The sequence below is a fragment of the Streptomyces sp. NPDC021225 genome (assembly GCF_044332865.1).
In the GTDB taxonomy this organism is placed as follows: domain Bacteria; phylum Actinomycetota; class Actinomycetes; order Streptomycetales; family Streptomycetaceae; genus Streptomyces.
Genome location: NZ_JBIRPV010000005.1, coordinates 822,842 through 849,273 on the forward strand (window position 1 = coordinate 822,842; position 26,432 = coordinate 849,273).

Genomic DNA, 26,432 nt, shown 5'->3' on the forward strand with positions numbered 1-26,432 from the left:
GTACGGCCTCCTCCCGCGCGACGTCGGGCCGGGGCGCGCGCCTGCCCTACGCCCCAGTGAACTACGGCGCCGCCCGGCGGCGCGGTCAGCCGCGCCGGGCTTCGGCAGGCCGCCCGGGCGGCCGTCAGCCGCGCCGGGCCTCCGGGTGGTGCAGGCACCAGCCGTCCCAGGCGGACCGCACCATCGCCTCCACCCCGTGCCGCGCGCTCCAGCCCAGGTCCTTGGCGATCAGCTCGGCCGACCCGACGACCCGGGCCGGGTCGCCCGCGCGGCGCGCCTCGACCACCGGGGCGAGGTCCGGGCGGCCGGTGACCTCGCCGATCAGCTTGGCCATCTCGCGCACGGAGACGCCCTCGCCGGTGCCGATGTTCACCGTCAGATTGCCCGCCCCCGGCCGCTCGGCCAGCCGGCGGGCCACGGCGAGGTGGGCGGAGGCCAGGTCCTCGACGTGGATGTAGTCGCGGATGCAGGAGCCGTCCGGCGTCGGATAGTCGTCGCCGAAGATCCGGGGGGCCTCTCCCCGGGTGATCCGCTCGAACATCATCGGGATGATGTTGAACACGCCGGTGTCGGCCAGCTCGGGGCGCGTGGCGCCCGCCACATTGAAGTAGCGCAGACAGGCCGTGGAGATCGAATGGGCCGCGCCCGTGGCTCTGACCAGCCATTCTCCGGCCAGCTTGGTCTCGCCGTACGGATTCATCGGCTGGCAGGGTGTGTCCTCGGTGACGAGTTCCACATCCGGCATCCCGTAGACCGCGGCGGAGGAGGAGAAGAGGAAGCTGCCGATCCCGGCCGCGACCACCGCCTCCAGCAGCACGGTCAGGCCGTGCACATTCTCCCGGTAGTAGCGCAGCGGCTGCTCGACGGACTCCCCGACCTGCTTCTTCGCCGCCAGATGCACCACCCCGGTCACCCCGAGGTCGGCGAAGGTGCGGTCCAGCAGCTCACGGTCGAGCGTGGAGCCGGTTACCAGAGGGACGCCGTCCGGCAGCCGCTCGGCGACGCCGCTGGACAGGTCGTCGAGCACGGCGACCCGCTCCCCGGCCTCCGCCATGACCCGCACGACATGCGCCCCGATATATCCGGTACCACCTGTGATCAGCCACGTCATGTCCGCACCCTACCCACAGCCGGGTCGGCCGCCGTTTGTCGTGGAGCGCCGCCATCCACCATGATGATCGCGGCAGCGGAAGCCGTCGTTCCCCCGATCGGGCGATGAATGTGCGGTGAACGGACGCTTCCTTCCATCCGATAGCCTCTGCCGACGTGCCGCCCGGCCCTTACGGGGTCCGGGGGCGTGCCACGCCCGCTGCCCGGACGGCGACCCCTGGGCCGATGCCTGTCCGGCGCGGCCACCGTGCCAGCTGCCAAGGAGTGAGTTCGTCTGTCGACCGCCATTCTCACCGGTCCCGCGGTCGCGGGCTCGTCCCTTGAGGACGACCTGCGGTCGCTGGGGTTCGACGTGCGCACGGCAGCCGACGCCGCCGGGGTCGCGAGGGAGCTCGCGGCCGCCCCGGCGCGTGAGCGGGTGGCCCTGGTCGACCCGCGCTTCGTCGGCCACGTCCACGCACTGCGCCTGGCTCTGACCGATCCGCGCTTCCCGGCCGCCGCGGTCCACGGTGCCCTCACCGCCCAGCCGGAGGCCCGCGCGGCGCTCACCCGCGCGCTGACGGCGTACGCCCCGGGAGCTCCGGCTCCCGGACGCGGCGCCCTCGCCGCGGCGGGCGCCCCGGCGGCCCCCGCGGCCGAGGCCCCGCTGCCGGTCCCGGACGGCCCGGCCGTGCTGCCCGACGCCCTCGCCGACGCCCTGGGCGCCGAGGACGTCGCCGTGCACCGGCCCGAGCTGGGGGTGCTCGTCGCCGCCGTGCCCGAGGACGCGCCGGAGCGCGGAGAGGCGCTGGCCCGCACCAACGCGGTGGACGACGAGCGGGTGCGGCTGCGCAGCGCGGTCAAGGCGCGGGACGGCTTCTTCACCACCTTCTGCATCAGCCCCTATTCGCGCTACATCGCCCGCTGGTGCGCCCGCCGCGGGCTGACGCCCAACCAGGTCACCACCGCCTCCCTGCTCACCGCCCTCATCGCGGCGAGCTGCGCGGCCACCGGCACCCGCCCCGGGTTCATCGCGGCCGGAGCGCTGCTGATCGCCTCCTTCGTCCTGGACTGCACCGACGGGCAGCTCGCCCGCTACTCCCTCCAGTACTCCACGCTCGGCGCCTGGCTGGACGCGACGTTCGACCGGGCCAAGGAGTACGCCTACTACGCGGGGCTCGCCTTGGGCGCCGCGCGCGGCGGGGATGACGTATGGGCGCTCGCGCTCGGCGCGATGGTGCTCCAGACCTGCCGCCATGTCGTCGACTTCTCCTTCAACGAGGCGAACCACGACGCCACCGGCAACACCAGCCCCACCGCCGCCCTCTCCAACCGCCTCGACAGCGTCGGCTGGACGGTCTGGCTGCGGCGGATGATCGTGCTGCCGATCGGCGAGCGCTGGGCGCTGATCGCCGTGCTCACCGCGTGCACCACGCCCCGTATCACCTTCTATGTGCTGCTCGTCGGCTGCGCGCTGGCCGCCTGCTACACCACCGCGGGCCGCGTGCTGCGCTCGCTGACCCGCAGGGCGCGGCGCACCGACCGCGCGACGCTCGCCCTCGCGGACCTCGCCGACTCGGGTCCGCTCGCCCAGGGCTTCGCCGCGGCCCTCCGCGGGGCCGCGCGCCGGCTCCCGGCCTTCGCCGCCCCCGCCGTCGCCCTGCTCGGGGCGGTCGCCGTCGTCGCCGTGGCGGCCCTCACACCCTTCGGCAGCCCCTGGGCGGTCGTCGCCGCCGCGGGCTACGCGCTCACCTCCGGGCTGGCCGTGGCCCGTTCGCTCCAGGGACCGCTCGACTGGCTCGTGCCGCCGGTCTTCCGCGCCGCGGAATACGGCACCATCCTGGTCCTGGCAGCTGACTCGGGGGTGAACGGGGCCTTGCCCGCCGCTTTCGGGCTGGTGTCGGCGGTCGCCTACCATCACTACGACACGGTGTACCGCATCCGTGGCGGCACCGGCGCGCCCCCGCACTGGCTGGTGCGGGCGATCGGCGGGCACGAGGGGCGGACCTTGGCGGTCACGGTCGCCGCCGCCCTGCTGTACGAGCAGAACCAAGGCTTCACCATCGCGCTGACCGCTCTCGCGGCGGCCCTCGCGCTGGCCGTGCTCAGCGAGAGCATCCGCTTCTGGGTGTCCTCCGGAGCACCCGCTGTACACGACGAAACAGGAGAACCCGCATGATCGGCCTCGTGCTGGCGGCCGGCGCCGGACGGCGTCTGCGCCCTTACACCGACACCCTCCCCAAGGCCCTGGTGCCGGTGGGTCCCGAAGGGAACGAGGAGGCCATCACCGTCCTCGACCTGACCCTCGGCAACTTCGCGGAGGTGGGACTGACCGAGGTCGCGATCGTGGTCGGCTACCGCAAGGAGGCCGTGTACGAGCGCAAGGAGGCGCTGGAAGCGAAGTACGGCCTCAAGCTCACCCTGATCGACAACGACAAGGCCGAGGAGTGGAACAACGCCTACTCCCTGTGGTGCGCCCGTGATGCGATCAGGCACACCGTGATCCTCGCCAACGGCGACACCGTGCACCCGGTCTCCGTCGAGAAGACCCTGCTCGCCGCCCGGGGCGACGGCAAGAAGATCATCCTCGCCCTGGACACGGTGAAGCAGCTCGCCGACGAGGAGATGAAGGTCGTCGCGGACCCCGAGAAGGGCGTCCAGAAGATCACCAAGCTGATGGACCCGGCCGAGGCGACCGGCGAGTACATCGGCGTCACCCTCATCGAGGGCGAGGCCGCCGCGGAGCTGGCCGACGCGCTGAAGACCACCTTCGAGCGCGACCCCGACCTGTACTACGAGGACGGCTACCAGGAGCTGGTGAACCGCGGCTTCAAGGTCGACGTGGCCCCGATCGGCGACATCAAGTGGGTCGAGATCGACAACCACGACGACCTCGCGAAGGGCCGTGAGATCGCATGCCAGTACTGACCCGCCTCATTCCGTCTCCCGTCTCCGTCGACATCAACGCCGGGGCCCTGGACGACTTGGCGGGCCTGCTGGCCGACCAGCGCATCTCGGCCTCCGGGAAGCTGGCGGTCGCGATCAGCGGCGGCTCCGGCGCCGTGCTGCGCGACCGGCTGGCCCCGGTGCTGCCGGGCGCCGACTGGTTCGAGCTGGCCGACGGCACCATCGACGGCGCCATCCAGCTGGGTGACGCCATGAAGTCCGGGCACTACGACGCGGTCGTCGGCCTGGGCGGCGGGAAGATCATCGACGCCGCCAAGTACGCCGCGGCGCGCATCGGCCTGCCGATGGTCGCCGTCGCGACGAACCTGTCGCACGACGGCATCTGCTCGCCGGTGTCGATCCTGGACAACGACGCGGGCCGCGGCTCGTACGGTGTGCCGACCCCGATCGCGCTGGTCATCGACCTCGATGTGATCCGCGACGCCCCGGTCCGCTTCGTCCGCTCCGGCATCGGCGACGCCGTCTCCAACATCTCCGCGATCGCGGACTGGGAGCTGTCCCACAAGGAGACGGGCGAGCCGATCGACGGCCTCGCGGCGGCCATGGCCCGCACCGCGGGCGAGTCGGTGCTCCGGCACCCCGGCGGCTGCGGTGACGACGACTTCCTGACCGTGCTGTCCGAGGGCCTGGTGCTGTCCGGCATCGCCATGTCGATCGCCGGTCACACCCGGCCGTCCTCAGGCGCCTGCCATGAGATCAGCCACGCCTTCGACCTGCTCTACCCCAAGCGCTCCGCGCTCCACGGCGAGCAGGTCGGCCTCGGCGCCGCCTTCGCGATGCACCTGCGGGGCGCGCACGAGCAGTCCGCGCTGATGGTCGATGTGCTGCGGCGGCACGGCCTGCCCGTCCTGCCGACCGAAATCGGATTCAGCGAGGACGAGTTCGTCAAGGCGGTGGAGTACGCGCCGCAGACGCGCCCCGGGCGCTACACGATCCTCGAGCACCTTGACCTCTCCTCCGACGCGATCAGGGACGCATACGCCGACTATGCCAAAGCAGTCAGTCAAACCATCGGTGGCTGAACTCCGCCCGGTCGTCCACCCCGCGGGTGTGAAGGACCGGCGGAGCGGTGAGCACTGGATGGGACGCCTCTACATGCGCGAGGTCTCCCTGCGGGTCGACCGCCATCTGGTCAACACCAGGGTCACGCCCAACCAGCTCACGTACCTGATGACCGTCTGCGGCGTGCTCGCGGCCCCGGCACTCCTGGTGCCGGGGATCCCGGGCGCCGTGCTCGGTGTGGTCGCGGTTCAGCTCTATCTGCTGCTGGACTGCGTCGACGGTGAGATCGCGCGCTGGAGGCAGCAGTTCTCGCTCGGCGGGGTCTACCTGGACCGGGTCGGCGCCTATCTGACCGACGCCGCGGTGCTCGTCGGCTTCGGTCTGCGCGCCTCCGACCTGTGGGGCGGCGGCCGGATCGACTGGCTCTGGGCCTTCCTCGGCACCCTGGCCGCCCTCGGCGCGATCCTCATCAAGGCCGAGACCGACCTCGTCGGCGTCGCCCGCCACCAGGGCGGGCTGCCGCCGGTCAAGGAGGCGGCGTCCGAGCCGCGCTCCTCCGGCATGGCGATGGCCCGCAAGGCCGCGGCGGCGCTGAAGTTCCACCGGCTGGTCCTGGGGATAGAGGCGTCCCTGCTGATCCTGGTCCTGGCGGTCCTGGACTCGGTGCGGGGCGACCTGTTCTTCTCCCGGCTCGGCGTCGCCGTACTCGCGGGCATCGCCCTTCTGCAAACCCTTCTTCACCTGGTGTCCATCCTCGCGTCGAGCAGGTTGAAGTGATGACGGACACACTCAAGGTCGGCGCGGTCGTCCTCACGATGGGCAACCGCCCCGACGAGCTGCGCGCGCTGCTCGACTCGGTCGCCAAGCAGGACGGCGACCGGATCGAGGTGGTCGTCGTGGGCAACGGCTCGCCGCTGCCCGAGCTGCCGGACGGGGTGCGCACCGTCGAGCTCCCGGAGAACGTGGGCATCCCGGCGGGGCGCAATGTCGGCATCGAGGCGTTCGGCCCCGGCGGCGCCGAGGTCGACGTGCTGCTCTTCCTCGACGACGACGGCCTGCTGCCCAACTCGGACACCGCCGAGCTGTGCCGCCAGGCCTTCGCCGCCGACCCCGAGCTCGGCATCGTCTCCTTCCGTATCGCCGACCCTGAGACCGGCACCACACAGCGCCGCCATGTGCCCAGGCTGCGCGCCTCCGACCCCATGAGGTCCTCGCGCGTGACCACCTTCCTCGGCGGCGCCAACGCGGTCCGTACGAAGGTCTTCGTGCAGGTCGGCGGCCTGCCGGACGACTTCTTCTACGCCCATGAGGAGACCGACCTGGCCTGGCGCGCACTGAACGCCGGCTGGATGATCGATTACCGGTCGGACATGGTGCTGCACCACCCGGCCACCGCGCCGAGCCGGCACGCGGTCTACCACCGCATGGTCGCCCGCAACCGGGTCTGGCTGGCGCGGCGCAACCTCCCCATCCCGCTCGTCCCCGTCTATCTCGGCGTCTGGCTGCTGCTCACCTTGGCCCGGCGACCCTCCAAGGATGCGCTTCGTGCCTGGCTGGGCGGGTTCCGGGAAGGCTGGAAGACGCCATGTGGTGCGCGGCGCCCCATGAAGTGGCGTACGGTATGGCGCCTGACCCGACTGGGCCGACCGCCTGTCATCTGACAAGCTCGTATCTGAGAGCATCGGGCGCGACCCGGGGCGCGGCCCCCGTCAGCGCACCCCTGATGAGGACGAAAGTGTCAACTGTGAGCGAGACTACGCACAACAGTGCGGTCGCCAGCGCCCCGCCGTCGCCGGACGACGGCTTGGCCCCGGCAGAGCTGGCGGCGAAGTACGGGCTGTCGGTGAGCGGCGCCCGGGTGAGCCTTCCCGATTACGTCCGGCAGATGTGGGGCAGGCGCCACTTCATTCTGGCTTTTTCGCAGGCCAAGCTCACCGCCCAGTACAGCCAGGCCAAGCTCGGCCAGCTGTGGCAGGTGGCGACGCCGCTGCTGAACGCGGCGGTGTACTTCTTCATCTTCGGACTGCTGCTGAAGAGCAGCCGGGGCATGCCGCACGACATGTACATCCCGTTCCTGGTGACGGGTGTCTTCGTCTTCACCTTCACCCAGAACTCCGCGATGTCGGGTGTGCGCGCGATCTCCGGGAACCTGGGTCTGGTGCGGGCCCTGCACTTCCCGCGGGCCTCGCTCCCCATCTCCTTCTCGCTCCAGCAGCTCCAGCAACTGCTGTTCTCGATGATCGTGCTGGTGATCGTGCTGCTGGGGTTCGGGCACTACCCGGGCCCGTCCTGGGTGCTGATCCTCCCGGCGCTCGCGCTCCAGTTCGTCTTCAACATCGGTCTCTCGCTGATCATGGCCCGGCTGGGAGCCAAGACCCCGGACCTGGCTCAGCTGCTGCCGTTCCTCCTGCGGACGTGGATGTACGCGTCCGGAGTGATGTTCCCGCTGGCGCGGACGCTGGAGTCGGCGGGGGCGAGCGGCTGGGTCTCGGACGCCATGATGGCCAACCCGGCGGCCGTCTACATGGATCTGATGCGGTACGCGCTGATCGACGGCTATGGCGCGGGGAACCTGCCGCCCCATGTGTGGGCGCTGGCCCTGGGCTGGGCGGTGCTCTTCGGCGTCGGCGGCTTTGTGTACTTCTGGAAGGCAGAGGAGCAGTACGGCCGTGGCTGAGCAAATCCTTGATCAGGCTTCTCAGGCGTCCGACGCGCCCCAGGCCTCTCCGGCGGCGCCGACCGCCGGGCGCATCCCGACCGTCATCGCCGACGATGTGCACATCGTCTACCGGGTCAACGGCGGTCCGCGTGGCCGGGGCAGCGCCACCGCGGCCCTCAGCCGCATCCTCCGGCGCAAGAACTCCCCGGGTATGCGCGAGGTGCACGCCGTGCGCGGGGTCACCTTCGTGGCCTACCGCGGTGAGTCGATCGGCCTGATCGGCTCCAATGGCTCCGGCAAGTCGACGCTGCTCAAGGCCGTCGCGGGGCTGCTGCCCACCGAGCGCGGCAAGGTCTACACCGATGGCCAGCCATCGCTGCTCGGCGTGAACGCGGCGCTGATGAACGACCTGACCGGCGAGCGGAACGTCATCCTCGGCGGGTTGGCCATGGGGATGTCGCGGGAGCAGATCCGCGAGCGCTACGAGGGCATCGTCGACTTCTCGGGCATCAACGAGAAGGGCGACTTCATCACGCTGCCGATGCGCACCTACTCCTCCGGTATGGCGGCCCGGCTGCGGTTCTCGATCGCCGCCGCCAAGGACCACGATGTACTGATGATCGACGAGGCGCTGGCCACCGGCGACCGGAAGTTCCAGAAGCGCTCGGAGGCCCGCATCCGCGAGCTGCGCAAGGACGCCGGCACGGTCTTCCTGGTCAGCCACAACAACAAGTCGATCCGGGACACCTGTGACCGGGTGCTGTGGCTGGAGAAGGGCGAGCTGCTGATGGACGGCCCGACCGACGAGGTCATCAAGGCGTACGAGAAGGAGACCGGCAAGTAGCCGACCTCCGCGCACCAGCAGGCCCCGCCGGACACCGTCCGGCGGGGCCTGCGGCGTTTGCCGGCCGATGGGAGAACCCCGCGCCGCTGAAATTGACCGAGACTCAAATTGACCCCAGCGACAAGTGTTTGCTCCAGAGCGACGCGGGCTGCGCCTGTCAACCGTCTCCGGGGGCTGTGGAAATGTCGTCTGGCGGGTAGTCAATCGTCTATGCGTCCGCCGTATCTGAATCTGACATTCCGCCATCTGTAGAGTGAGGTGCGCCAAGAGAGGAGTCACCCGATGAGCGAGACCGCGAGCGAACGCGGCGGGATCCGTGTCGCGCGCCTGGCGGATGTGCAGCCTGGCGAGATGACGACGGTGGAAATAGAGGGCGTCAAGGTGCTCCTGGCGAACGTCGGAGGAACGCTCCGCGCCCTGCGCGACAGCTGCTCGCATGAGGAAGCTCCCCTGTCCGAGGGCGAGTTGGAGGGGGAGACGGTGGTCTGTCCCTGGCACTACAGCAGCTTCTGCCTCCGCACGGGCGAGGCCCTGGAGCCGCCCGCGGTGGACCCCGTGGAGGCCTACGCGGTCCACGTGGCGGACGGAGAGGTGTTCCTTTCTCGCCAGTGAACGCGGGGAACTGACGTGGGCGGCGTTCACTAAACGGAGGCGCTGTATCGTGTGCCTGAACGCCGAGTTCTTGTCGAGCGGCGGGGTATCAGGGAGGGGGACGCGTGTCGCCAGGGGAAGCGCACGTCGCACCGTACTCACGGCGCGAGCGGCTGCGCATCGCGACCATCCGAGAGATCAAGGATGTCGCCCGGACGCTCCTGGTTCAGGAGGGTCCGGAGAATGTGACGATCCGGGCCATCGCCCGTGAGATGGGCATGACCGCGCCCGCCGTCTACCGCTATTTCAGCAGCCGTGACGCCCTGATCCTCCAGCTGCGTGTGGACATCTTCGCCGAGATGGCCCGTTATATGCGCGGGGTGATCGGCCGGCTGCCCGAGTCGGAGCCCGGCCGCGGGCTGATCGGCGGGGCGCGAGCGCTGCGCATCTGGGCCATCAAGCACCCCCATGAGTTCGGGCTCATACTCGGCCCCTGGGCCCCGGGCCTGGGCCGGGAGGAGACCAAGCCGGACCGGAACATGGGCTGGGTCTTCGGCTCGGTGTTCTCCGACCTGATCTCGGACCTGTGGCGGGTGCGCGGCTTCCCCGCCCCCAAGGAGGAGGAGCTCGACCCCGGGCTGGTGCGGGCGCTGGTGGAGCTCAGCGAGGACCAGGGCGTCGAGATGCCTCCGGGCGCGCTCGCCGTGATGCTCCGCTGCTGGGTGCGGCTGTACGGGGTGATCTCCATGGAGGCCCTCGGCCATATGTCGTTCGCGATGCCGGAGGGGAAGTCGTTCTTCGAGTTCGAGCTGCGCCATCTGTGTCTGATGCTGGACATCGAGGAGTTCTACGAGGAGGACACGGCCTAGGGTCCCCCTAGGGGATCTCCCGGGGCCGCCTCGGGGTACATCCCCGCACGTTTGTACACCGAGAGGCGTAAGCTGTACCGGTGCTCATTCGGACACGTGGGACCTGCGTCGCCGCCCCCTGCGGGGGGCGTGGCCGTGAGCGCCCTTGACCTGGCGGTGCGGCGTGTCGGCGTGTCGGCGTGTTCACGTCTTGTCGACCTTGGTAACCGGTGTAGAACGGGGGATGTGACGGCATTGGCTACCCGGCCCATCTCCAGCTCTCCTACAGGGCCCGGTCACCCGGGTCCGGGCGGAGACCTGGACCTTGCCCGTGCGCCTGGCTGTCCACGGTGACCGTGGAGGACGAGCGCAGCGGGTCCCATAGCACGTCCAGCGGTCCCCTCGACGGGCGGGAGGCCGCCCGGGCCGTACTCGACAAGGCCGCGCACGAGAACTTCCCCGTCGCACCCTTCTTCCTCCCCCGCGCCTGGCGGGCCGACCTCATGGCCGTCTACGGCTACGCCCGTCTGGTCGATGACATCGGCGACGGCGATCTGCCCCCCGGCGGCGCCGACGCCGAGCTGCTGGGCCTCGACCGGGACCGGGCCGGCGATCCACTCGCGATGCTCGACGCCTTCGAGAGCGATCTCAGGCGCGTGTTCGACCATGCGCACAGCAACATCGCAAACGGCAACATCGCAAACGGCAACATCGCAAACGGCAACATCGCAAACAGTGACAACGCAGGCGGCACCGGCGACACGGACACCGCGGACGGAGCGTCCCCGGAGCCCCGCCATCCGCTGCTGCGCGCGCTGCTGCCCACGGTCCGCCGCCACCGGCTGTCCCCCGAGCCGTTCCTCGGCCTGATCGAGGCGAACCGGCAGGACCAGCGGGTGCGCCGGTACGCCACCTATGAGGACCTCCTCGGCTACTGCGAGCTGTCCGCCAACCCCGTGGGCCGCCTGGTGCTCGGCGTCACCGGCACCACGAGTCCCGAGCGGGTCCGCCGCTCCGACAAGATCTGCACCGCACTCCAGATCGTCGAGCATCTCCAGGACGTCGCCGAGGACCTCCGCCGCGACCGCGTCTATCTGCCCGCCGAGGACATGAAACGCTTCGGTGTGACCGAAGCCGACCTCGCCGCTCCCACGGCCGGGGCCCCGGTGCGCGCCTTGATCGCCCATGAGGCGGCGCGCGCCGAGACCCTGCTGAATGAAGGGACCCCCCTCGTGGGTAGCGTCCACGGCAGGCTCAGGTGGTTGCTCGCCGGGTTTGTGGCCGGGGGGCGGGCCGCTCTGAGGGCGGTCGCGGCCGCGGGATACGACGTACTTCCTGGACCGCCCAGACCCACCAAGCTCAGCCTGCTGCGCGAGGCGGGGGCGACACTGCGAAGAGAGGGGTGAGCCGGACCGTGACCGGATCTCCGCACGAGTCCGCGCCAGTGCTCGCGGCGTACCGGTACTGCGAGGTCGTGACCGGGCAGCAGGCCCGTAACTTCGCGTACGGCATCAGGCTGCTGCCGACCGAGAAGCGCCGGGCGATGTCGGCGCTCTACGCCTTCTCGCGCCGTATCGACGACATCGGGGACGGCCGGCTGGACGCCGACGCCAAGCGGGCGCGGCTGACCGAGACCCGCGCCGTGCTCGACCGCATCAGGAGCGGCGCCATCGAGGAGGACGACACCGACCCGGTCGCCGTCGCGCTCGCCCACGCCGCGCGCCGCTTCCCGATCCCGCTCGGCGGGCTCGACGAGCTGATCGACGGCGTGCTGATGGACGTGGCCGGCCAGACCTATGAGACCTGGGACGACCTCAGGGCCTACTGCCGCTGTGTCGCGGGCGCCATCGGGCGGCTCTCCCTCGGCGTCTTCGGCACCGTGAGCGCCCCCGGGGTGAGCGCGCGCGAGCGGGAGCGCGCCCCCGAGTACGCCGATACGCTCGGCCTGGCCCTCCAGCTCACCAACATCCTCCGGGACATCCGCGAGGACGCCGTCGGCGGTCGCACCTATCTCCCCGCGGAGGACCTCGCCAAGTTCGGCTGTCCGCCGAGCATCCACACCTCGACGGCCCCGCCGGACGCCGACTTCACGGGACTGGTGCAGTTCGAGGTCCGGCGGGCCAGAGCCCTCTTCGCCGAGGGCTACAAGCTGCTGCCGATGCTCGACCGCCGCAGCGGGGCCTGCGTGGCGGCCATGGCCGGGATCTACCGCAGACTCCTGGAGCGCATCGCCCACGAGCCGGAGGCCGTGCTGCGCGGCCGGGTCTCGCTCCCGGGCCGCGAGAAGGCGTATGTGGCCGTCCGCGGCCTGGCCGGGCTCGACGCCCGCGCCGCCGCCCGGCGCACTCCCCGGGGGCGGACATGACACTCCCCGCGGATCCGCACCCACGCCCGCGCCCACGTGCGCAGGCCGGCCCCGGCGCCCGGGGCGCAGAGACTGAAGGCCGCCCCCTCGGGGCGGCCGCGCCGTCGCGGACGAAGACCGAAGCGACGGCCGGAGCGAAAGCCGGAGCGAAGGCGGACGGCGTCGGTGCGGGGGCGGGAGCCGGCGGCGGGCGGCGGGGCTCCGTGGTCGTCGTGGGCGGCGGGCTGGCGGGCACCACCGCGGCGCTCGCGCTGGCCGACGCCGGGCTGCGGGTGACGGTGCTGGAGGGCCGCCCCCGGCTGGGCGGGCTCGCCTTCTCCTTCCGCCGCCCGTCCCCCGTCGGGGAGCTGACCGTGGACAACGGCCAGCATGTGTATCTGCGTTGCTGCACCGCCTACCAGTGGTTCCTCGACCGGGTCGGCGGCTCCCGGCTCGCCCCGCTCCAGAGCAGGCTGGACGTGCCCGTTCTGGACGCCGCAGGGCGGCCGGGGCGGCGCCTGGGCCGGCTGCGCCGCGCCGCCCTGCCCGTGCCGCTGCACCTGGCCGCGAGCCTGGCCACCTACCCGCACCTCTCGCTCGCCGAGCGCGCCCAGGTGGGGCGCGCCGCGCTCGCCCTGGGGCGTCTTGACCCGGCCGACCCGGCGCTGGACGGGGTGGACTTCGGCGACTGGCTGCGCCGCCACGGGCAGTCCCCGCGCGCCGTCGAGGCGCTGTGGGACCTGGTCGGGGTCGCCACGCTCAACGCCACCGCCCGCGACGCCTCGCTCGGCCTGGCCGCCATGGTCTTCAAGACCGGGCTGCTCTCCCACCCCGGCGCGGCGGACATCGGCTGGGCCCGCACCCCCCTCGGCGAGCTGCACGACACCCTCGCCCGCGCGGCCCTGGACCAGGTCGGCGTGGACTGCGAGCTGCGAGCGAAGGTGACCGCCGTCACCCGCACCGCCCAGGGCCGCTGGACCGTGCACAAGGCGGGCGGCGCGCCGCTGGAGGCGGACGCGGTGGTGCTGGCCGTACCGCAGCGCGAGGCCCATGCACTGCTGCCCGAGGGCGCCCTGGCGGACCCGGACCGGCTGCTGCGCATCGACACCGCGCCGATCCTCAACGTCCATGTCGTTTACGATCGCAAAGTCATGCGCCGCCCCTTCTTCGCCGCGATCGGCACCCCCGTCCAGTGGGTCTTCGACCGCACCGACGCCTCGGGCCTGGCGAAACTCCCCGGGGCGGGGGAGAGCCAGTATCTGGCGCTGTCCCAGTCCGCGGCGCACCAGGAGATCGACCTCCCCGCCGCCGAGCTGCGCGCCCGCTATCTGCCCGAGCTGGAGCGGCTGCTGCCCGCCGCCCGCGGCGCGGCGGTGCGCGACTTCTTCGTCACCAGGGAGCGCACCGCGACCTTCGCCCCCACCCCCGGCGTCGGCCGGCTGCGGCCCGGGGCCCCCACGAACGTGCCTGGCCTGTATCTGGCCGGTGCGTGGACCGCCACCGGCTGGCCCGCGACCATGGAGGGCGCCGTGCGCAGCGGGTTGTCCGCCGCCCGTGCGGCCGTCTCCGACATCGTCCGCCCGCACCTCGACCCTCCCCCCGCCGCCGGCCGGGGGATCCCCAAGGAGGCGGCATGAGCACCATCACACAGAACCATCAAGGAGAGACCGTGACTCCGGCGACCCCCGCAGCCGACACCGCAGGCGTCATCGCGCTGCTCGAGCGCGGACGCACGCTTGCCACGCCGGTGCTGCGCGCCGCCGTGGACCGACTGGCCTCACCCATGGACACCGTGGCCGCCTACCACTTCGGCTGGATCGACGCCGAGGGCCGTCCTGCCGCGGGCGACGGCGGCAAGGCCGTCCGCCCCGCCCTCGCGCTGCTGTCCGCCGAGGTGGCGGGCCAGGCCCCCGAGGTGGGCGTGCCCGGCGCGGTCGCGGTGGAGCTGGTCCACAACTTCTCGCTGCTGCACGACGACCTGATGGACGGCGACGAGCAGCGCCGCCACCGTGACACCGTCTGGAAGGTGCACGGACCGGCGCAGGCCATCCTCGTCGGCGACGCGCTCTTCGCCCTGGCCGGCGAGATACTGCTCGAACTGGGCACGGTGGAGGCCGGGCGCGCCACCCGCCGGCTCACCTCCGCCACCCGCAAGCTCATCGACGGCCAGGCCCAGGACATCAGCTACGAGCACCGCGAGCGGGTCACCGTCGCCGAGTGCCTGGAGATGGAGGGCAACAAGACCGGAGCGCTGCTCGCCTGCGCCGCCTCCATCGGCGCCGTCCTCGGCGGCGCCGACGACCGCACCGCCGACACCCTGGAGCGCTACGGCTACCACCTGGGGCTCGCCTTCCAGGCCGTGGACGACCTGCTGGGCATCTGGGGCGACCCCGACGCCACGGGCAAGCAGACCTGGAGCGACCTGCGCCAGCGCAAGAAGTCACTGCCGGTGGTGGCCGCCCTCGACGCGGGCGGCGAGGCCTCCGAGCGCCTCGCCCGGCTGCTGGCGGCCGACGCGAAGAAGACCGAGGCCGAGTTCGCCGACTTCGACGAGGAGGAGTTCGCGGCCCGCGCCGAGCTGATCGAGCAGGCCGGCGGCCGCGACTGGACCTCCCAGGAGGCCCGCCGGCAGCACGCCACCGCCATCGCGGCGCTCGACCAGGTGGACATGGAGGACCGGGTCCGGGCGCAGCTCGTGGCGCTCGCCGATTTCGTCGTCGTACGAGAGAGATGATCACTATCGACCGCATATAGCTCGCAGTCGCCGGCCGGTACCCCATCGGGGTGCCGGCCGACGGAAGCCCCACGACGGCAGAGATCTCACACTGCAAGGGGAAGCCATGACAGCGACAACAGTCCATCCGCCCGAGCCACTCGAACCCGCGACTTTAACGCTTGCCCGGGAGGCGACGGCCCGGGCCACCCGCCACCTGTTGGACCGCCAGGACGAACAGGGCTGGTGGAAGGGCGACCTGGAGACCAATGTCACCATGGACGCCGAAGACCTGATGCTGCGCCAGTTCCTGGGCATCCAGGACCCGGCCACGCTCGAGGCCGCCGCCCGTTACCTCCGCTCCGAGCAGCGCGCGGACGGCACCTGGGCCACCTTTCACGGCGGCCCTCCGGAGCTCTCCGCCACCATCGAGGCGTATGTCGGCCTGCGGCTGGCCGGCGACCGGCCCGACGCGCCCCATATGGCCGCCGCCTCCGTCTGGGTGCGCGAGCAGGGGGGCATCGCGAGCAGCCGGGTGTTCACCCGCATCTGGCTGGCGCTTTTCGGCTGGTGGAAGTGGGAGGACCTGCCCGAGCTGCCCCCTGAGCTCATCTACTTTCCGAAGTGGTTCCCGCTCAACATCTACGACTTCGGCTGCTGGGCGCGGCAGACGATCGTGCCGCTCACCATCGTCTCGGCCAAGCGCCCCGTGCGGCCCGCGCCCTTCGCCCTCGACGAACTCCACACCGACCCCCGGCGGCCCAACCCGCCGGCCGCTCCCGCCCCCCTCGCCTCCTGGGACGGCGCCTTCCAGCGCCTGGACCGGGTGCTGCACGCCTACCACAAGGTCGCGGTCCGGCCGCTGCGCCGGGCCGCGCTGAGATCCTGCGCGCGCTGGATCGTCGAGCGCCAGGAGAACGACGGCTGCTGGGGCGGCATCCAGCCACCGGCCGTGTACTCCCTGATCGCCCTGCACCTGCTCGGCTACGACCTCGACCACCCCGTGATGCGCGCCGGGCTGGCCTCCCTGGACCGCTTCGCGCTGTGGCGCGAGGACGGCAGCCGGATGGTCGAGGCCTGCCAGTCACCGGTCTGGGACACCTGTCTGGCCACCATCGCGCTCGCCGACGCCGGGCTGGCCCCGGACCACCCCGCGCTGGTCAAGGCCGCGGACTGGATGCTCGACGAGCAGGTCACCCGCCCCGGCGACTGGTCGGTGCGGCGCCCCGGGCTGCCGTCCGGCGGCTGGGCGTTCGAATTCCACAACGACAACTACCCCGACACCGACGACACCGCCGAGGTCATCCTGGCGCTGCGCCGGGTGAGCCACCCCGACCCCGGGCGGGTCGAGGAGGCCGTGCGGCGCGGCACGCGCTGGACGCTCGGCATGCAGTCCAGCGACGGCGCGTGGGGCGCCTTCGACGTCGACAACACCAGCCCGCTGCCCAACCGGCTGCCGTTCTGCGACTTCGGGGAGGTCATCGACCCGCCGTCCGCCGATGTCACCGCACATGTCGTCGAAATGCTCGCCCATGAGGGCAGGGCCCAGGACCCGGCCGCCCGGCGCGGCGTCGCCTGGCTGCTGGCCGAGCAGGAGGACGACGGCTCCTGGTTCGGCCGCTGGGGCACGAACTACGTCTACGGCACCGGCTCGGTCGTCCCCGCGTTGGTGGCCGCCGGGATCCCGGCCTCCCACCCGGCGGTCCGCCGCGCCGTCCGCTGGCTGGAGGGCGTCCAGAACGAGGACGGCGGCTGGGGCGAGGACCAGCGCTCCTACCCCCACCGGCAGTGGTCCGGGCGGGGCGCCTCCACCGCCTCGCAGACCGCCTGGGCGCTGATGGCCCTGCTGGCGGCGGGGGAGCGGGAGAACAAGGCGGTCGAGCGCGGGGTCACCTGGCTCGCCGAGACGCAAGGCCAGGACGGGTCCTGGGACGAGCCGTACTTCACGGGCACCGGCTTCCCCTGGGACTTCTCCATCAACTACCACCTGTACCGGCAGGTCTTCCCGGTCACCGCGCTGGGGCGGTACGTCAACGGCGAGCCCGCCGTGGCGCGGCCGCGGAGATCCTGATGACCCCCGGCCCGGGCCCGGCGCCGCTGCTGATCGCCTGCGCGCTCGGCATCGAGCGGTTCGCCCTGCGCGGCGGCGACTTCGGCGCGGCCGCCGGGCCGGTGACCGTACTGCGCACCGGCATGGGGCCGCAGGCCGCCGAGCGCGCGGTGACGCGCGCGCTCGCCGGGTCCGTCGTGCCCGGCGGAGGCGCGCCCGGCGCCGCCGTCATCGCCACCGGCTTCTGCGCCGGCCTGGCCCCCGGGATGCACCCGGGGGACCTGGTGGTGGCCGAGGAGACCCGGGACGGGGCGGGCCACACGCCGTGCACCGGCACCGCGGTTCTCGCCGAGGCGCTCACCCGACTGGCCCGGGCGGGCCCCGGGCGCGCCGTCCACACCGGCCCGCTCGTCGGGTCCGGCCATGTCGTACGGGGCGCCGAGCGCGCCCGGCTGCACGCCACCGGCGCGATCGCGGTGGACATGGAGTCCGCCGCGACGCTCCGAAGCGCCGTGGCCGCCGGGGTACGCCCGGTTGCGGCCGTACGAGTGATCGTGGACGCTCCTGAACATGAACTCGTCCGTATCGGAACACTGCGCGGGGGAATATCGGCTTTCCGTGTACTACGCACTGTCCTTCCCGCTTTCTTTGCCTGGCACCGTTCTTCGCTGCTCCCAGGAGGTGAGCTAGATGGCCATGCCGCTCCGTCAGACCATCCGGGTCGCGACGTATCTCTTCGACCAGAAAGTGATCAAGCGTCGTGACAAGTTTCCGTTGATCGTCGAGCTTGAGCCGTTGTACGCCTGCAACCTGAAGTGCGAGGGATGCGGAAAGATCCAGCACCCCGCCGGGGTGCTGAAGCAGCGGATGCCGGTCGCCCAGGCGGTGGGCGCGGTGCTGGAGTCCGGTGCGCCGATGGTGTCCATCGCGGGCGGCGAGCCCCTGATGCACCCGCAGATCGACGAGATCGTGCGGCAGCTGGTGGAGCGCCGGAAGTATGTCTTCCTGTGCACCAACGCCATGCTGCTGCGCAAGAAGATCCACAAGTTCAAGCCCTCTCCCTATTTCGCGTTCGCGGTGCACATCGACGGGCTGCGCGAGCGGCACGACGAGTCCGTCGCCAAGGAGGGGGTGTTCGACGAGGCCGTCGAGGCGATCAAGGAAGCGCAGCGGCGCGGCTTCCGGGTGACCACCAACTCCACCTTCTTCAATACCGACACCCCGCAGACCGTCGTCGAGGTGCTCAACTTCCTCAACGACGAGCTCAAGGTGGACGAGATGATGATCTCGCCCGCCTACGCCTATGAGAAGGCGCCCGACCAGGAGCACTTCCTGGGCGTCGAGCAGACCCGCGAGCTGTTCAAGAAGGCCTTCGCGGGCGGCAACCGGAGGCGCTGGCGCTTCAACCACAGCCCGCTCTTCCTGGACTTCCTGGAGGGCAAGGCCGACTTCCCCTGCACCGCGTGGGGAATCCCCAACTACTCGCTCTTCGGCTGGCAGCGCCCCTGCTATCTGATGGCCGACGGATACGTCCCCACGTACCGTCAGCTCATCGAGGAGACCGACTGGGAGAAGTACGGCCGCGGCAAGGACCCGCGCTGCGACAACTGCATGGCCCACTGCGGCTATGAGCCCACCGCCGTGCTGGCCACGATGGGCTCCCTCAAGGAGTCGCTGCGCGCGGCCCGCGAGACGGCCGGTGGAAGCCGCGGGTGACGTTGGCCGAAGACGGCGACGGCGGATGTCTCGTCGAATCCGCGGCAGTGGCCGATACGCAAGGAGGGGATCCGCGCATGCGACTGCTCGAGGGTGTCCGGGGCCCACACGACCTCAAGGAGCTGAGTGAGGGAGAGCTCGCCGAACTGGCGGAGGAGATCAGGGCGTTCCTGATCGAGGCGGTGGCCAGAACCGGCGGACACCTGGGGCCCAACCTCGGTGTCGTCGAGCTGTCCATAGCCCTGCACCGCGTCTTCGACTCGCCCCGGGACCGCATCCTGTGGGACACGGGGCACCAGTCCTACGTCCATAAACTGCTCACCGGCCGCAAGGACTTCTCCAAGCTCCGCGGCAAGGGCGGCCTGTCCGGCTACCCCTCGCGAGCCGAGTCCGAGCACGACGTCATCGAGAACAGCCACGCCTCCACCGTCCTCGGCTGGGCCGACGGCCTGGCCAAGGCCAACGAGGTGCTCGGCCGCACCGACCGGCATGTCGTCGCGGTCATCGGCGACGGCGCGCTGACCGGCGGCATGGCCTGGGAGGCGCTCAACAACATCGCCGCCGCCCGGGACCGCCCGCTGATCATCGTCGTCAACGACAACGAGCGCTCCTACGCGCCCACCATCGGCGGCCTCGCCGACCACCTCGCCACCCTCCGCACCACCGACGGCTACGAGCGCTTCCTGGCCTGGGGCAAGGATGTGCTCCAGCGCACCCCGGTGGTCGGCCAGCCGCTGTACGAGTCGCTGCACGGCGCCAAGAAGGGGTTCAAGGACGCCTTTGCGCCGCAGGGCATGTTCGAGGACCTGGGGCTGAAGTACGTCGGCCCCATCGACGGACATGACATCGCGGCCGTCGAATCGGCCCTGCGCCGCGCGCGGCGCTTCCACGGCCCGGTCCTCGTCCACTGCCTCACCGAGAAGGGCCGTGGCTACCGGCCCGCGCTGGAGGACGAGGCCGACCGCTTCCACACGGTCGGCGCCATGGACCCGCTCACCTGCGCGCCCCTCGCGCCCTCCGGCGGACGGTCCTGGACCTCGGTGTTCGGCGAAGAGATGGTGCGGATCGGGGCCGAGCGCCCCGACGTGGTGGCGATCACCGCCGCGATGCTGGACCCGGTCGGCCTCGCCGAGTTCGCCCGGGCGTATCCGCGGCGGGTGTGGGACGTGGGCATCGCCGAGCAGCACGCCGCGGTCTCGGCCGCCGGTCTGGCGACCGGCGGGCTGCACCCGGTCGTCGCGGTCTACGCCACCTTCCTCAACCGGGCCTTCGACCAGGTGCTGATGGATGTCGCCCTGCACAAGTGCGGGGTGACCTTCGTGCTGGACCGCGCGGGCGTCACCGGCACCGACGGCCCCAGCCACAACGGCATGTGGGACATGTCCGTCCTCCAGGTGGTGCCCGGTCTGCGGATCGCGGCCCCGCGCGACGCGGAGCAGCTGCGCGCCCAGCTGCGCGAGGCGGTCGATGTGGACGACGCGCCCACCGTCATCCGCTTCCCGAAGGAGTCGGTGGGCGCGCCGATCCCGGCGCTCGCCCGCGTCGGAGGCATGGATGTGCTGCGCCACGGCGGCCCGGAGCCGGCGGACCGGGGCGGCGGCGGTGATGTGCTGCTGGTCGTGGCCGGGGTGATGGCCCAGGTCGGCCTGGCGGCCGCCGAGCTGCTGGCCGAGCGCGGCATCGGCTGCACGGTCGTCGACCCGCGCTGGGTCAAGCCCGTCGACCCCGCGCTGCCCGGGCTGGCGGCGCGCCACCGCGCGGTGGCCGTCGTCGAGGACAACAGCCGCACCGGCGGGGTGGGGGCGGCCGTCGCGCAGGCGCTGCGCGACGCCGAGGTGGATCTGCCGGTGCGCACCTTCGGCATCCCCGAGGCGTTCCTGGCGCACGCCAAGCGCGGGGAGGTGCTCGCCGACCTCGGGCTCACCCCCGCCGAGACGGCGGGCCGGATCGGGGCCGCCCTGGCCCGTATCGACATGGCCCGGATGGGCGCGCCCGCCCCGGCCGGCGCCGGCTCCGCCTCCACCCCCGCCGCCCGCCCGGCCCCGCCCGCGGCCCGCAAGGAGAAGGACGCATGACAGCAGCCGAGCAGCGATCGGGCTTCGACCTCGGGAAGCTCCTGGCCGACCGCGGCTCCGAGCGCTACGACCTGCACGCCCGGCACCTCAACCACCAGCTGCCGCGCATGCTGCACACCATCGGCTTCGACAAGGTCTACGAGCGGGCCGAGGGAGCGTACTTCTGGGACGCCGAGGACCAGGACTACCTCGACATGCTCGCCGGCTTCGGGGTGATGGGCCTGGGCCGCCACCACCCGGTCGTCCGCAGGGCGCTGCACGACGTGCTGGACGCCCAGCTGGCCGATCTGACCCGGTTCGACTGCCAGCCGCTGCCCGGCCTGCTGGCCGAGAAGCTGCTCGGCCACGCCCCGCACCTGGACCGGGTCTTCTTCGGCAACAGCGGCACCGAGGCCGTGGAGACCGCGCTGAAGTTCGCCCGGTACGCCACGGGCAGGCCGCGCGTCCTGTACTGCGAGCACGCCTTCCACGGGCTGACGACCGGCTCGCTGTCGGTCAACGGGGAGGACTCCTTCCGCAAGGGGTTCGCGCCGCTGCTGCCGGACACGCCGATTCCGCTCGGCGACCTGGCCGCGCTGGAACGGGAGCTGAGGCGCGGCGACGTGGCCGGGTTCGTCGTCGAGCCGATCCAGGGCAAGGGCGTCCACGAGACCCCGCCCGGCTATCTGCCGGCCGCACAGGAGCTGCTGCGCAGGCACAAGGCGCTGCTGATCGCCGACGAGGTGCAGACGGGGCTCGGCCGCACCGGGGACTTCTTCGCCTATCAGCACGAGGCGGGCGTGGAGCCGGACCTGGTGTGCGTGGCCAAGGCCCTGTCGGGCGGATATGTGCCCGTCGGCGCGACGCTCGGCAAGGACTGGATCTTCAAGCGCGTCTATTCGTCGATGGACCGGGTGCTGGTCCACTCGGCGAGCTTCGGGGCCAACGCGCAGGCGATGGCGGCGGGGCTGGCCGTCCTCGCGGTCATGGAGGACGAGAAGGTCGTCGAGAACGCCCGGATCACCGGCGACCTGCTGCGCACCCGGCTGGCCGCGCTGGTGGACCGCTATGAGCTGCTCCATGAGGTGCGCGGCCGCGGGCTGATGATCGGCATCGAGTTCGGGAGGCCGACCTCACTGGGGCTGCGGAGCCGCTGGGCGATGCTCCAGGCGGCCCGCAAGGGGCTGTTCGCGCAGATGGTGGTGGTGCCGCTGCTCCAGCGGCACCGCATTCTCACCCAGGTCTCCGGCGACCATCTTGAAGTCATCAAGCTGATCCCGCCGCTGATCATCGGGGAGCGGGAGGTGGACCGCTTCGTCGACGCGTTCACGGCGGTCATGGACGACGCGCATGGGGGCGGCGGCCTGATGTGGGACTTCGGGCGGACGCTGGTCAAACAGGCCATGGCGCAACGCTGACCGCGCCGGGGCGGGCGGTGGCGCCCGCGCCCGCCCCACGCCGGATCAGCGGCTCAACCGGCGAGCAGCCGCTCCCGCAGCCGCTCCCGCTTGGCCGCGTCGAGGCCGAGCCCCTGGGCGAGGTACTTGTCGGTGTCGCCCCAGGTCTCCTCGATGGCCTCGAAGGCGGTCGCCAGATACTCGGCGCGGGCGTCGAAGAGCGGCGAGAGCAGCTCCATCACCTCGGGGGACATGCCGTCCTCCGCATGTGAGGCGCGCCATACCTTGTAGCGGCGGTGGGCGGCGGCCGACTCCAGATAGTCGGCCTCGATGGCGTCCCGCTCCACGCCGAGGGCCAGCAGGGTCACCGCGATCGACAGACCCGCGCGGTCCTTGCCGGCCGAACAGTGCATCAGCGCGGGCGCGCTGCCGTTCGCGAGCTCGTCGAGCACCTGGCTGTGCTCGGCGGTCCGGGTGGTGATGATCAAGCGGTACGAGTCGATCATCCGCTGCGCCGCCCGCCCCTCGCCGAGCATCTCGCGCAGGGTGGCCAGATCGCCCTCGCGGACCATGGTCCAGAACCCGGCGCCGTCGGCCGGGTCGGAGAGCGGGAGGCCGACGGTCCGTACGCCCGTGAGCGCCACGTCCGAGCCCTCGAGCCTGATGTCGGCGGAGTTCCGGAAGTCGAAGACGGTGTGCAGCCCGAGCGATTCGAGGAAAGCGGTGTCGCTCTCGGTGGCGTGCGCTAGATGACCGCTGCGGAACAGTACGCCAGGCCCCACGCGCCGCCCGTCGACCGTCGGCAGACCGCCCACGTCCCGGAAGTTGCGCACGCCCGAGAGCTCGGGCTCGATCGACGGAACCTGCGGCGTCTGCTGCGTCACGGGCGCTCCTCACGGCTCGGCCGCCAGCGCCGCTCGTCGGCGAGGCGGACTGTGCTGACCATACGACATGCGTGCGCACCGGCGACCGGTCCATGACCGGGGCCGGTCGAGTATTGCGCGCCGGGTGCGCTGCCCCGATGATGTTCAGGTCTGTGCGGAATTGGGGAGAGTGATGATCGAAATCGGTGGTAGTGGTCGCGTCTGGCTGCTGTCGGGACGGCGGAGCAGCTATGCGCTGCACCTCACGGAGAACGACGAGCTGCTTCACCTCCACTGGGGCCCGCGCATCGCGCTCCCGGACGCCGAGGCGCTCGCTGATGAGTCCGTCCCCCCGGAATGGGGGTTCGAATCCCCCCTGGACGGGCGCGAGGAGTACCCGGTGGAAGGCGGGCCCCGCTTCGTACGCCCCGCCCTGTCGGTGCGGTCGCGGGACGTCCGGGGCACCGAGTGGCGCTTCGAGCGGGGCGAGGTGGCCGACACCGGCGACGAGCTGCGGCTCCACTTCCACGACCCGCTGCACCACCTCGCCCTCACCCTCCACTACCGGATGCGCGACGACTTCGACGTGATCGAGCGCTGGACCACCGCCGCCCACGCGGGCGGCCCGGACGACGCCCCGCTGGAGCTGCTGCGCGTCGACTCCGCCGCCTGGTCCCTCCCGGGGCGCGACCGCTGGCGGCTGACGCATCTGTACGGGCGCTGGGCCGCCGAGAGCCAGGTGGCGCGCACCGAGCTCACCCCCGGCGAGAAGGTGCTCGGCAGCCGCCGCGGCCACACCAGCCATCAGCATCTGCCCTGGATCGCCCTGGACGAGGGCGCGGCCACCGAGGACCACGGCGAGGTGCACAGCTGCGCCCTCGCCTGGTCCGGGTCCTGGCGGATCGCCGTACAGCGGCTGCCCGTCGGCACCGTGCAGACGGTCGGCGGCGTCGGCCACGACGACTCGGGCCAGCTGAGCCTGGCACCCGGCGAGTCCTACGCCACGCCCGTCTTCGCGGGCCTGTGGACCGACGGCGGGTTCGGCGGAGCCAGCCGCGCCTGGCACGCCTGGCAGCTGGCCCATGTGATCCCCGACGCCGACCGGTCCAGGCCGGTGCTCTACAACTCCTGGGAGGCGACGTTCTTCGACGTCGGCGAGGAGCAGCAGCGCGGGCTCGCCCGCCGAGCCGCCGAGATGGGCGTGGAGCTGTTCGTCGTCGACGACGGCTGGTTCGGGGCGCGCACCAGCGACCGCGCCGGGCTCGGCGACTGGACCCCCAACCTCGACCGCTTCCCCGGCGGCCTGAAGCCCCTCGCCGACGAGGTGCACGCGCTGGGCATGCAGTTCGGCATCTGGGTCGAACCGGAGATGGTCAACCCCGACAGCGACCTCTACCGGGCCCACCCCGACTGGGCGCAGCACCGCCCCGGGCGCACCCGCACCGAGTTCCGCAACCAGCTGGTGCTCAACCTCGCCCGGCCCGATGTGCGCGAGCACCTGTGGGAGCGGCTGGACACCCTGCTGTCCGGCGCGCCCATCGACTATGTGAAATGGGACTTCAACCGGTCCTTCACCGACCCGGGATGGCCCGGCGACCCGTACCCCCAGCGGCTCTGGATCGAGCATGTGCGCGGGTTCTACGAGCTGCTGGAGCGCCTGAGGGCCGCGCACCCGGGCGTCGCCTTCGAATCCTGCTCGGGCGGCGGCGGCCGGATCGACCTGGGCGTCCTCGGACTCACCGACCAGGTGTGGACCTCGGACAACACCGACCCGCTGGACCGGCTGCCCATCCAGCACGGCTTCAGCCAGCTGCACCCGGCCCGCGTCATGGCCGCCTGGGTCACCGACACCCCCAACGCCCTGGGCAATCAGCGGGTCACCTCGCTGCGCTTCCGCTTCATCAGCGCGATGGCCGGGGTGCTCGGGGTGGGCGGCGACCTGAGCCGGTGGAGCGAGGCCGAACTCGCCGAGGCGCGCGACTGGGTGGCGCTCTACAAGCGCATCCGGCCCGTCGTCCAGCACGGCGAGCTGTACCGGCTGCGGCCGCCGGGGGACGGCGGGCTCAGCGCGGTGCAGTACGTGCGCGGCGAGGAGACCGTGGTGCTGGCCTGGCTGCACGCGCAGCGCCTCGGCGAGCGCCAGCCACGGCTGCGGCTGCGCGGGCTCGACCCCGAGGCCCGGTACGAGGACCTGGAGACCGGAACGGTCCACCGGGGAGCCGTGCTCGCCCACCACGGCCTCGCGACCGGGCTGCGTCACGACCTGGACGCCGCCGTATTCCACCTTCGGCGCATCTGACCAGGTGGGATAGATCACCCTTCGTCAACCCCTGCCTACGGTGGCGTAGGTCACTCGTCAGGGTGAAAGATGTCGGGACGTGGCAGACGATGCGAAGAGACTCAACAGTGGCGTGATCGGGTCGTACGCAGCCATCGGGGACAGCTTCACCGAGGGCGTCGGAGACCCGGATCCCGAAGGCATGTTCATCGGCTGGGCGGACCGGCTGGCCGTCCTGCTCTCCGACCGGCATTCCGGGGGCGGGCCCGCGAGCCCGCCCCCGGCCGAGTTCCGCTACGCCAACCTCGCCGTGCGCGGCCGGCTCCTCGACCAGATCGTCGAGGAGCAGGTCCCGCGCGCGATGGAACTCGGCCCCGATCTGGTGACCTTCTGCGCGGGCGGCAACGACATCCTGCGGCCCGGCAGCGACCCCGACGATGTCGCCGAGCGCTACGAGGCGGCCGTGGCCAGGCTCACCTCCCGCGTCGGCACCGTGCTGCTGTGCACCGGGTTCGACCCGCGCGGCGTGCCGGTGCTGCGCCATCTGCGCGGCAAGGCCGCCATGTACACGGCCCATGTGCGCTCGATCGCCGACCGGTACCGATGCCCGGTGCTCGACCTGTGGTCGCTGCGCTCCGTACAGGACCGGCGGGCCTGGAGCGAGGACCGGCTGCATCTGTCGTCCGACGGACACACCCGGGTCGCGCTGCGCGCCGCCCAGGTGCTCGGCCTCGAGGTGCCGGCCGACCCGGATCAGCCCTGGCCGCCGGAGGGGCCGCGCTCGGCCGCCGAGGTGCGCCGGGACAACCTCCACTGGGCGCGCGAATACGCGGTGCCCTGGATCGGCCGACGGCTGCGCGGGGAGTCGTCGGGGGACCATGTGGAGCCCAAGCGACCGGATCTGCTGCCGCTGCGCCCCTGAAGCTCCCGAAGCGCCCCTGAACTCCCGGCCCCCTGAACTCCCGGCCCCCCTGAACTCCCGAAGATGGCCAAACCGCGAACGCGGAACAGGGCCGC

22 protein-coding genes are annotated in these 26,432 nt (G+C 71.9%); 20 read left to right on the forward strand and 2 right to left on the reverse strand.

Translation table 11 applies throughout. From position 1 onward, the window contains the following. Positions 1-124 precede the first annotated feature (124 nt). A complete protein-coding gene (galE, locus tag ACH4S9_RS25660; RefSeq protein WP_398373967.1) occupies positions 125-1,111 on the reverse strand; it encodes a UDP-glucose 4-epimerase GalE in 987 nt (328 codons plus the stop codon). Positions 1,112-1,384: 273 nt separating this feature from the next. On the opposite strand from galE, the gene ACH4S9_RS25665 reads away from it, so the two are divergent. From ACH4S9_RS25665 to ACH4S9_RS25750, 18 genes are all read left to right on the forward strand, one after another. Continuing rightward, positions 1,385-3,268, forward strand: coding sequence for a DUF5941 domain-containing protein (locus ACH4S9_RS25665; protein ID WP_398374021.1), 1,884 nt, complete (start codon positions 1,385-1,387; stop codon positions 3,266-3,268). Beyond that, positions 3,265-4,017, forward strand: a complete 753-nt coding sequence (locus tag ACH4S9_RS25670; protein WP_311725634.1) for a phosphocholine cytidylyltransferase family protein — start codon at positions 3,265-3,267, stop codon at positions 4,015-4,017. The genes ACH4S9_RS25665 and ACH4S9_RS25670 overlap by 4 nt, the downstream gene beginning before the upstream one ends. Further along, positions 4,005-5,078 (forward strand): iron-containing alcohol dehydrogenase family protein, encoded by a 1,074-nt coding sequence (locus ACH4S9_RS25675; protein ID WP_311725635.1) that lies wholly within the window; start codon positions 4,005-4,007, stop codon positions 5,076-5,078. Before ACH4S9_RS25670 ends, ACH4S9_RS25675 begins: the two co-directional genes overlap by 13 nt. Further along, positions 5,044-5,835 (forward strand): CDP-alcohol phosphatidyltransferase family protein, encoded by a 792-nt coding sequence (locus tag ACH4S9_RS25680; RefSeq protein ID WP_311725636.1) that lies wholly within the window; start codon positions 5,044-5,046, stop codon positions 5,833-5,835. Before ACH4S9_RS25675 ends, ACH4S9_RS25680 begins: the two co-directional genes overlap by 35 nt. Next, a complete protein-coding gene (locus ACH4S9_RS25685; RefSeq protein WP_311725638.1) occupies positions 5,835-6,719 on the forward strand; it encodes a glycosyltransferase in 885 nt (294 codons plus the stop codon). Before ACH4S9_RS25680 ends, ACH4S9_RS25685 begins: the two co-directional genes overlap by 1 nt. Positions 6,720-6,802: 83 nt before the next feature. After that, a complete protein-coding gene (locus tag ACH4S9_RS25690; protein ID WP_311725639.1) occupies positions 6,803-7,735 on the forward strand; it encodes an ABC transporter permease in 933 nt (310 codons plus the stop codon). Next, complete coding sequence (locus ACH4S9_RS25695; protein WP_358844701.1) at positions 7,728-8,561, forward strand: ABC transporter ATP-binding protein; 834 nt, start codon at positions 7,728-7,730, stop codon at positions 8,559-8,561. The genes ACH4S9_RS25690 and ACH4S9_RS25695 overlap by 8 nt, the downstream gene beginning before the upstream one ends. 282 nt (positions 8,562-8,843) lie before the next feature. Beyond that, positions 8,844-9,173, forward strand: a complete 330-nt coding sequence (locus tag ACH4S9_RS25700) for a Rieske (2Fe-2S) protein (RefSeq protein WP_398373968.1) — start codon at positions 8,844-8,846, stop codon at positions 9,171-9,173. A 104-nt stretch (positions 9,174-9,277) separates the two neighbouring features. Next, entirely contained in the window at positions 9,278-10,021 is a 744-nt protein-coding gene (locus ACH4S9_RS25705; RefSeq protein ID WP_311725641.1) for a TetR/AcrR family transcriptional regulator, read from the forward strand. 335 nt (positions 10,022-10,356) lie between these two features. Continuing rightward, entirely contained in the window at positions 10,357-11,406 is a 1,050-nt protein-coding gene (gene hpnC, locus ACH4S9_RS25710; protein ID WP_398374022.1) for a squalene synthase HpnC, read from the forward strand. After that, entirely contained in the window at positions 11,403-12,365 is a 963-nt protein-coding gene (gene hpnD, locus ACH4S9_RS25715) for a presqualene diphosphate synthase HpnD (RefSeq protein ID WP_311725642.1), read from the forward strand. Before hpnC ends, hpnD begins: the two co-directional genes overlap by 4 nt. 203 nt (positions 12,366-12,568) lie before the next feature. Beyond that, positions 12,569-13,981 (forward strand): hydroxysqualene dehydroxylase HpnE, encoded by a 1,413-nt coding sequence (gene hpnE / locus ACH4S9_RS25720; RefSeq protein ID WP_398373969.1) that lies wholly within the window; start codon positions 12,569-12,571, stop codon positions 13,979-13,981. Continuing rightward, the gene (locus ACH4S9_RS25725; protein WP_311725645.1) at positions 13,978-15,078 is read left to right on the forward strand and encodes a polyprenyl synthetase family protein; all 1,101 of its coding nucleotides are present in this window, start codon (positions 13,978-13,980) and stop codon (positions 15,076-15,078) included. The genes hpnE and ACH4S9_RS25725 overlap by 4 nt, the downstream gene beginning before the upstream one ends. Before the next feature lie 106 nt (positions 15,079-15,184). Then, a complete protein-coding gene (shc, locus tag ACH4S9_RS25730) occupies positions 15,185-17,128 on the forward strand; it encodes a squalene--hopene cyclase (RefSeq protein WP_385344705.1) in 1,944 nt (647 codons plus the stop codon). Next, complete coding sequence (locus ACH4S9_RS25735) at positions 17,128-17,871, forward strand: 1-hydroxy-2-methyl-2-butenyl 4-diphosphate reductase (RefSeq protein ID WP_398373970.1); 744 nt, start codon at positions 17,128-17,130, stop codon at positions 17,869-17,871. Before shc ends, ACH4S9_RS25735 begins: the two co-directional genes overlap by 1 nt. After that, positions 17,798-18,823, forward strand: a complete 1,026-nt coding sequence (hpnH, locus tag ACH4S9_RS25740; RefSeq protein WP_311725648.1) for an adenosyl-hopene transferase HpnH — start codon at positions 17,798-17,800, stop codon at positions 18,821-18,823. Before ACH4S9_RS25735 ends, hpnH begins: the two co-directional genes overlap by 74 nt. A gap of 77 nt (positions 18,824-18,900) precedes the next feature. Further along, a complete protein-coding gene (dxs, locus tag ACH4S9_RS25745) occupies positions 18,901-20,898 on the forward strand; it encodes a 1-deoxy-D-xylulose-5-phosphate synthase (protein WP_398373971.1) in 1,998 nt (665 codons plus the stop codon). Beyond that, entirely contained in the window at positions 20,895-22,295 is a 1,401-nt protein-coding gene (locus tag ACH4S9_RS25750) for an aspartate aminotransferase family protein (RefSeq protein WP_398373972.1), read from the forward strand. Before dxs ends, ACH4S9_RS25750 begins: the two co-directional genes overlap by 4 nt. A 53-nt stretch (positions 22,296-22,348) precedes the next feature. Here the strand turns inward: ACH4S9_RS25750 and ACH4S9_RS25755 are convergent, their stop codons facing one another. Beyond that, positions 22,349-23,158: a tyrosine-protein phosphatase gene (locus tag ACH4S9_RS25755; protein WP_398373973.1), complete on the reverse strand. Its 810-nt coding sequence runs from the start codon at positions 23,156-23,158 to the stop codon at positions 22,349-22,351. A gap of 172 nt (positions 23,159-23,330) precedes the next feature. On the opposite strand from ACH4S9_RS25755, the gene ACH4S9_RS25760 reads away from it, so the two are divergent. Continuing rightward, a complete protein-coding gene (locus ACH4S9_RS25760) occupies positions 23,331-25,436 on the forward strand; it encodes an alpha-galactosidase (RefSeq protein ID WP_398373974.1) in 2,106 nt (701 codons plus the stop codon). 79 nt (positions 25,437-25,515) lie between these two features. Then, positions 25,516-26,337, forward strand: coding sequence for an SGNH/GDSL hydrolase family protein (locus tag ACH4S9_RS25765; protein WP_311725653.1), 822 nt, complete (start codon positions 25,516-25,518; stop codon positions 26,335-26,337). The last annotated feature ends 95 nt before the right edge of the window (positions 26,338-26,432 follow it).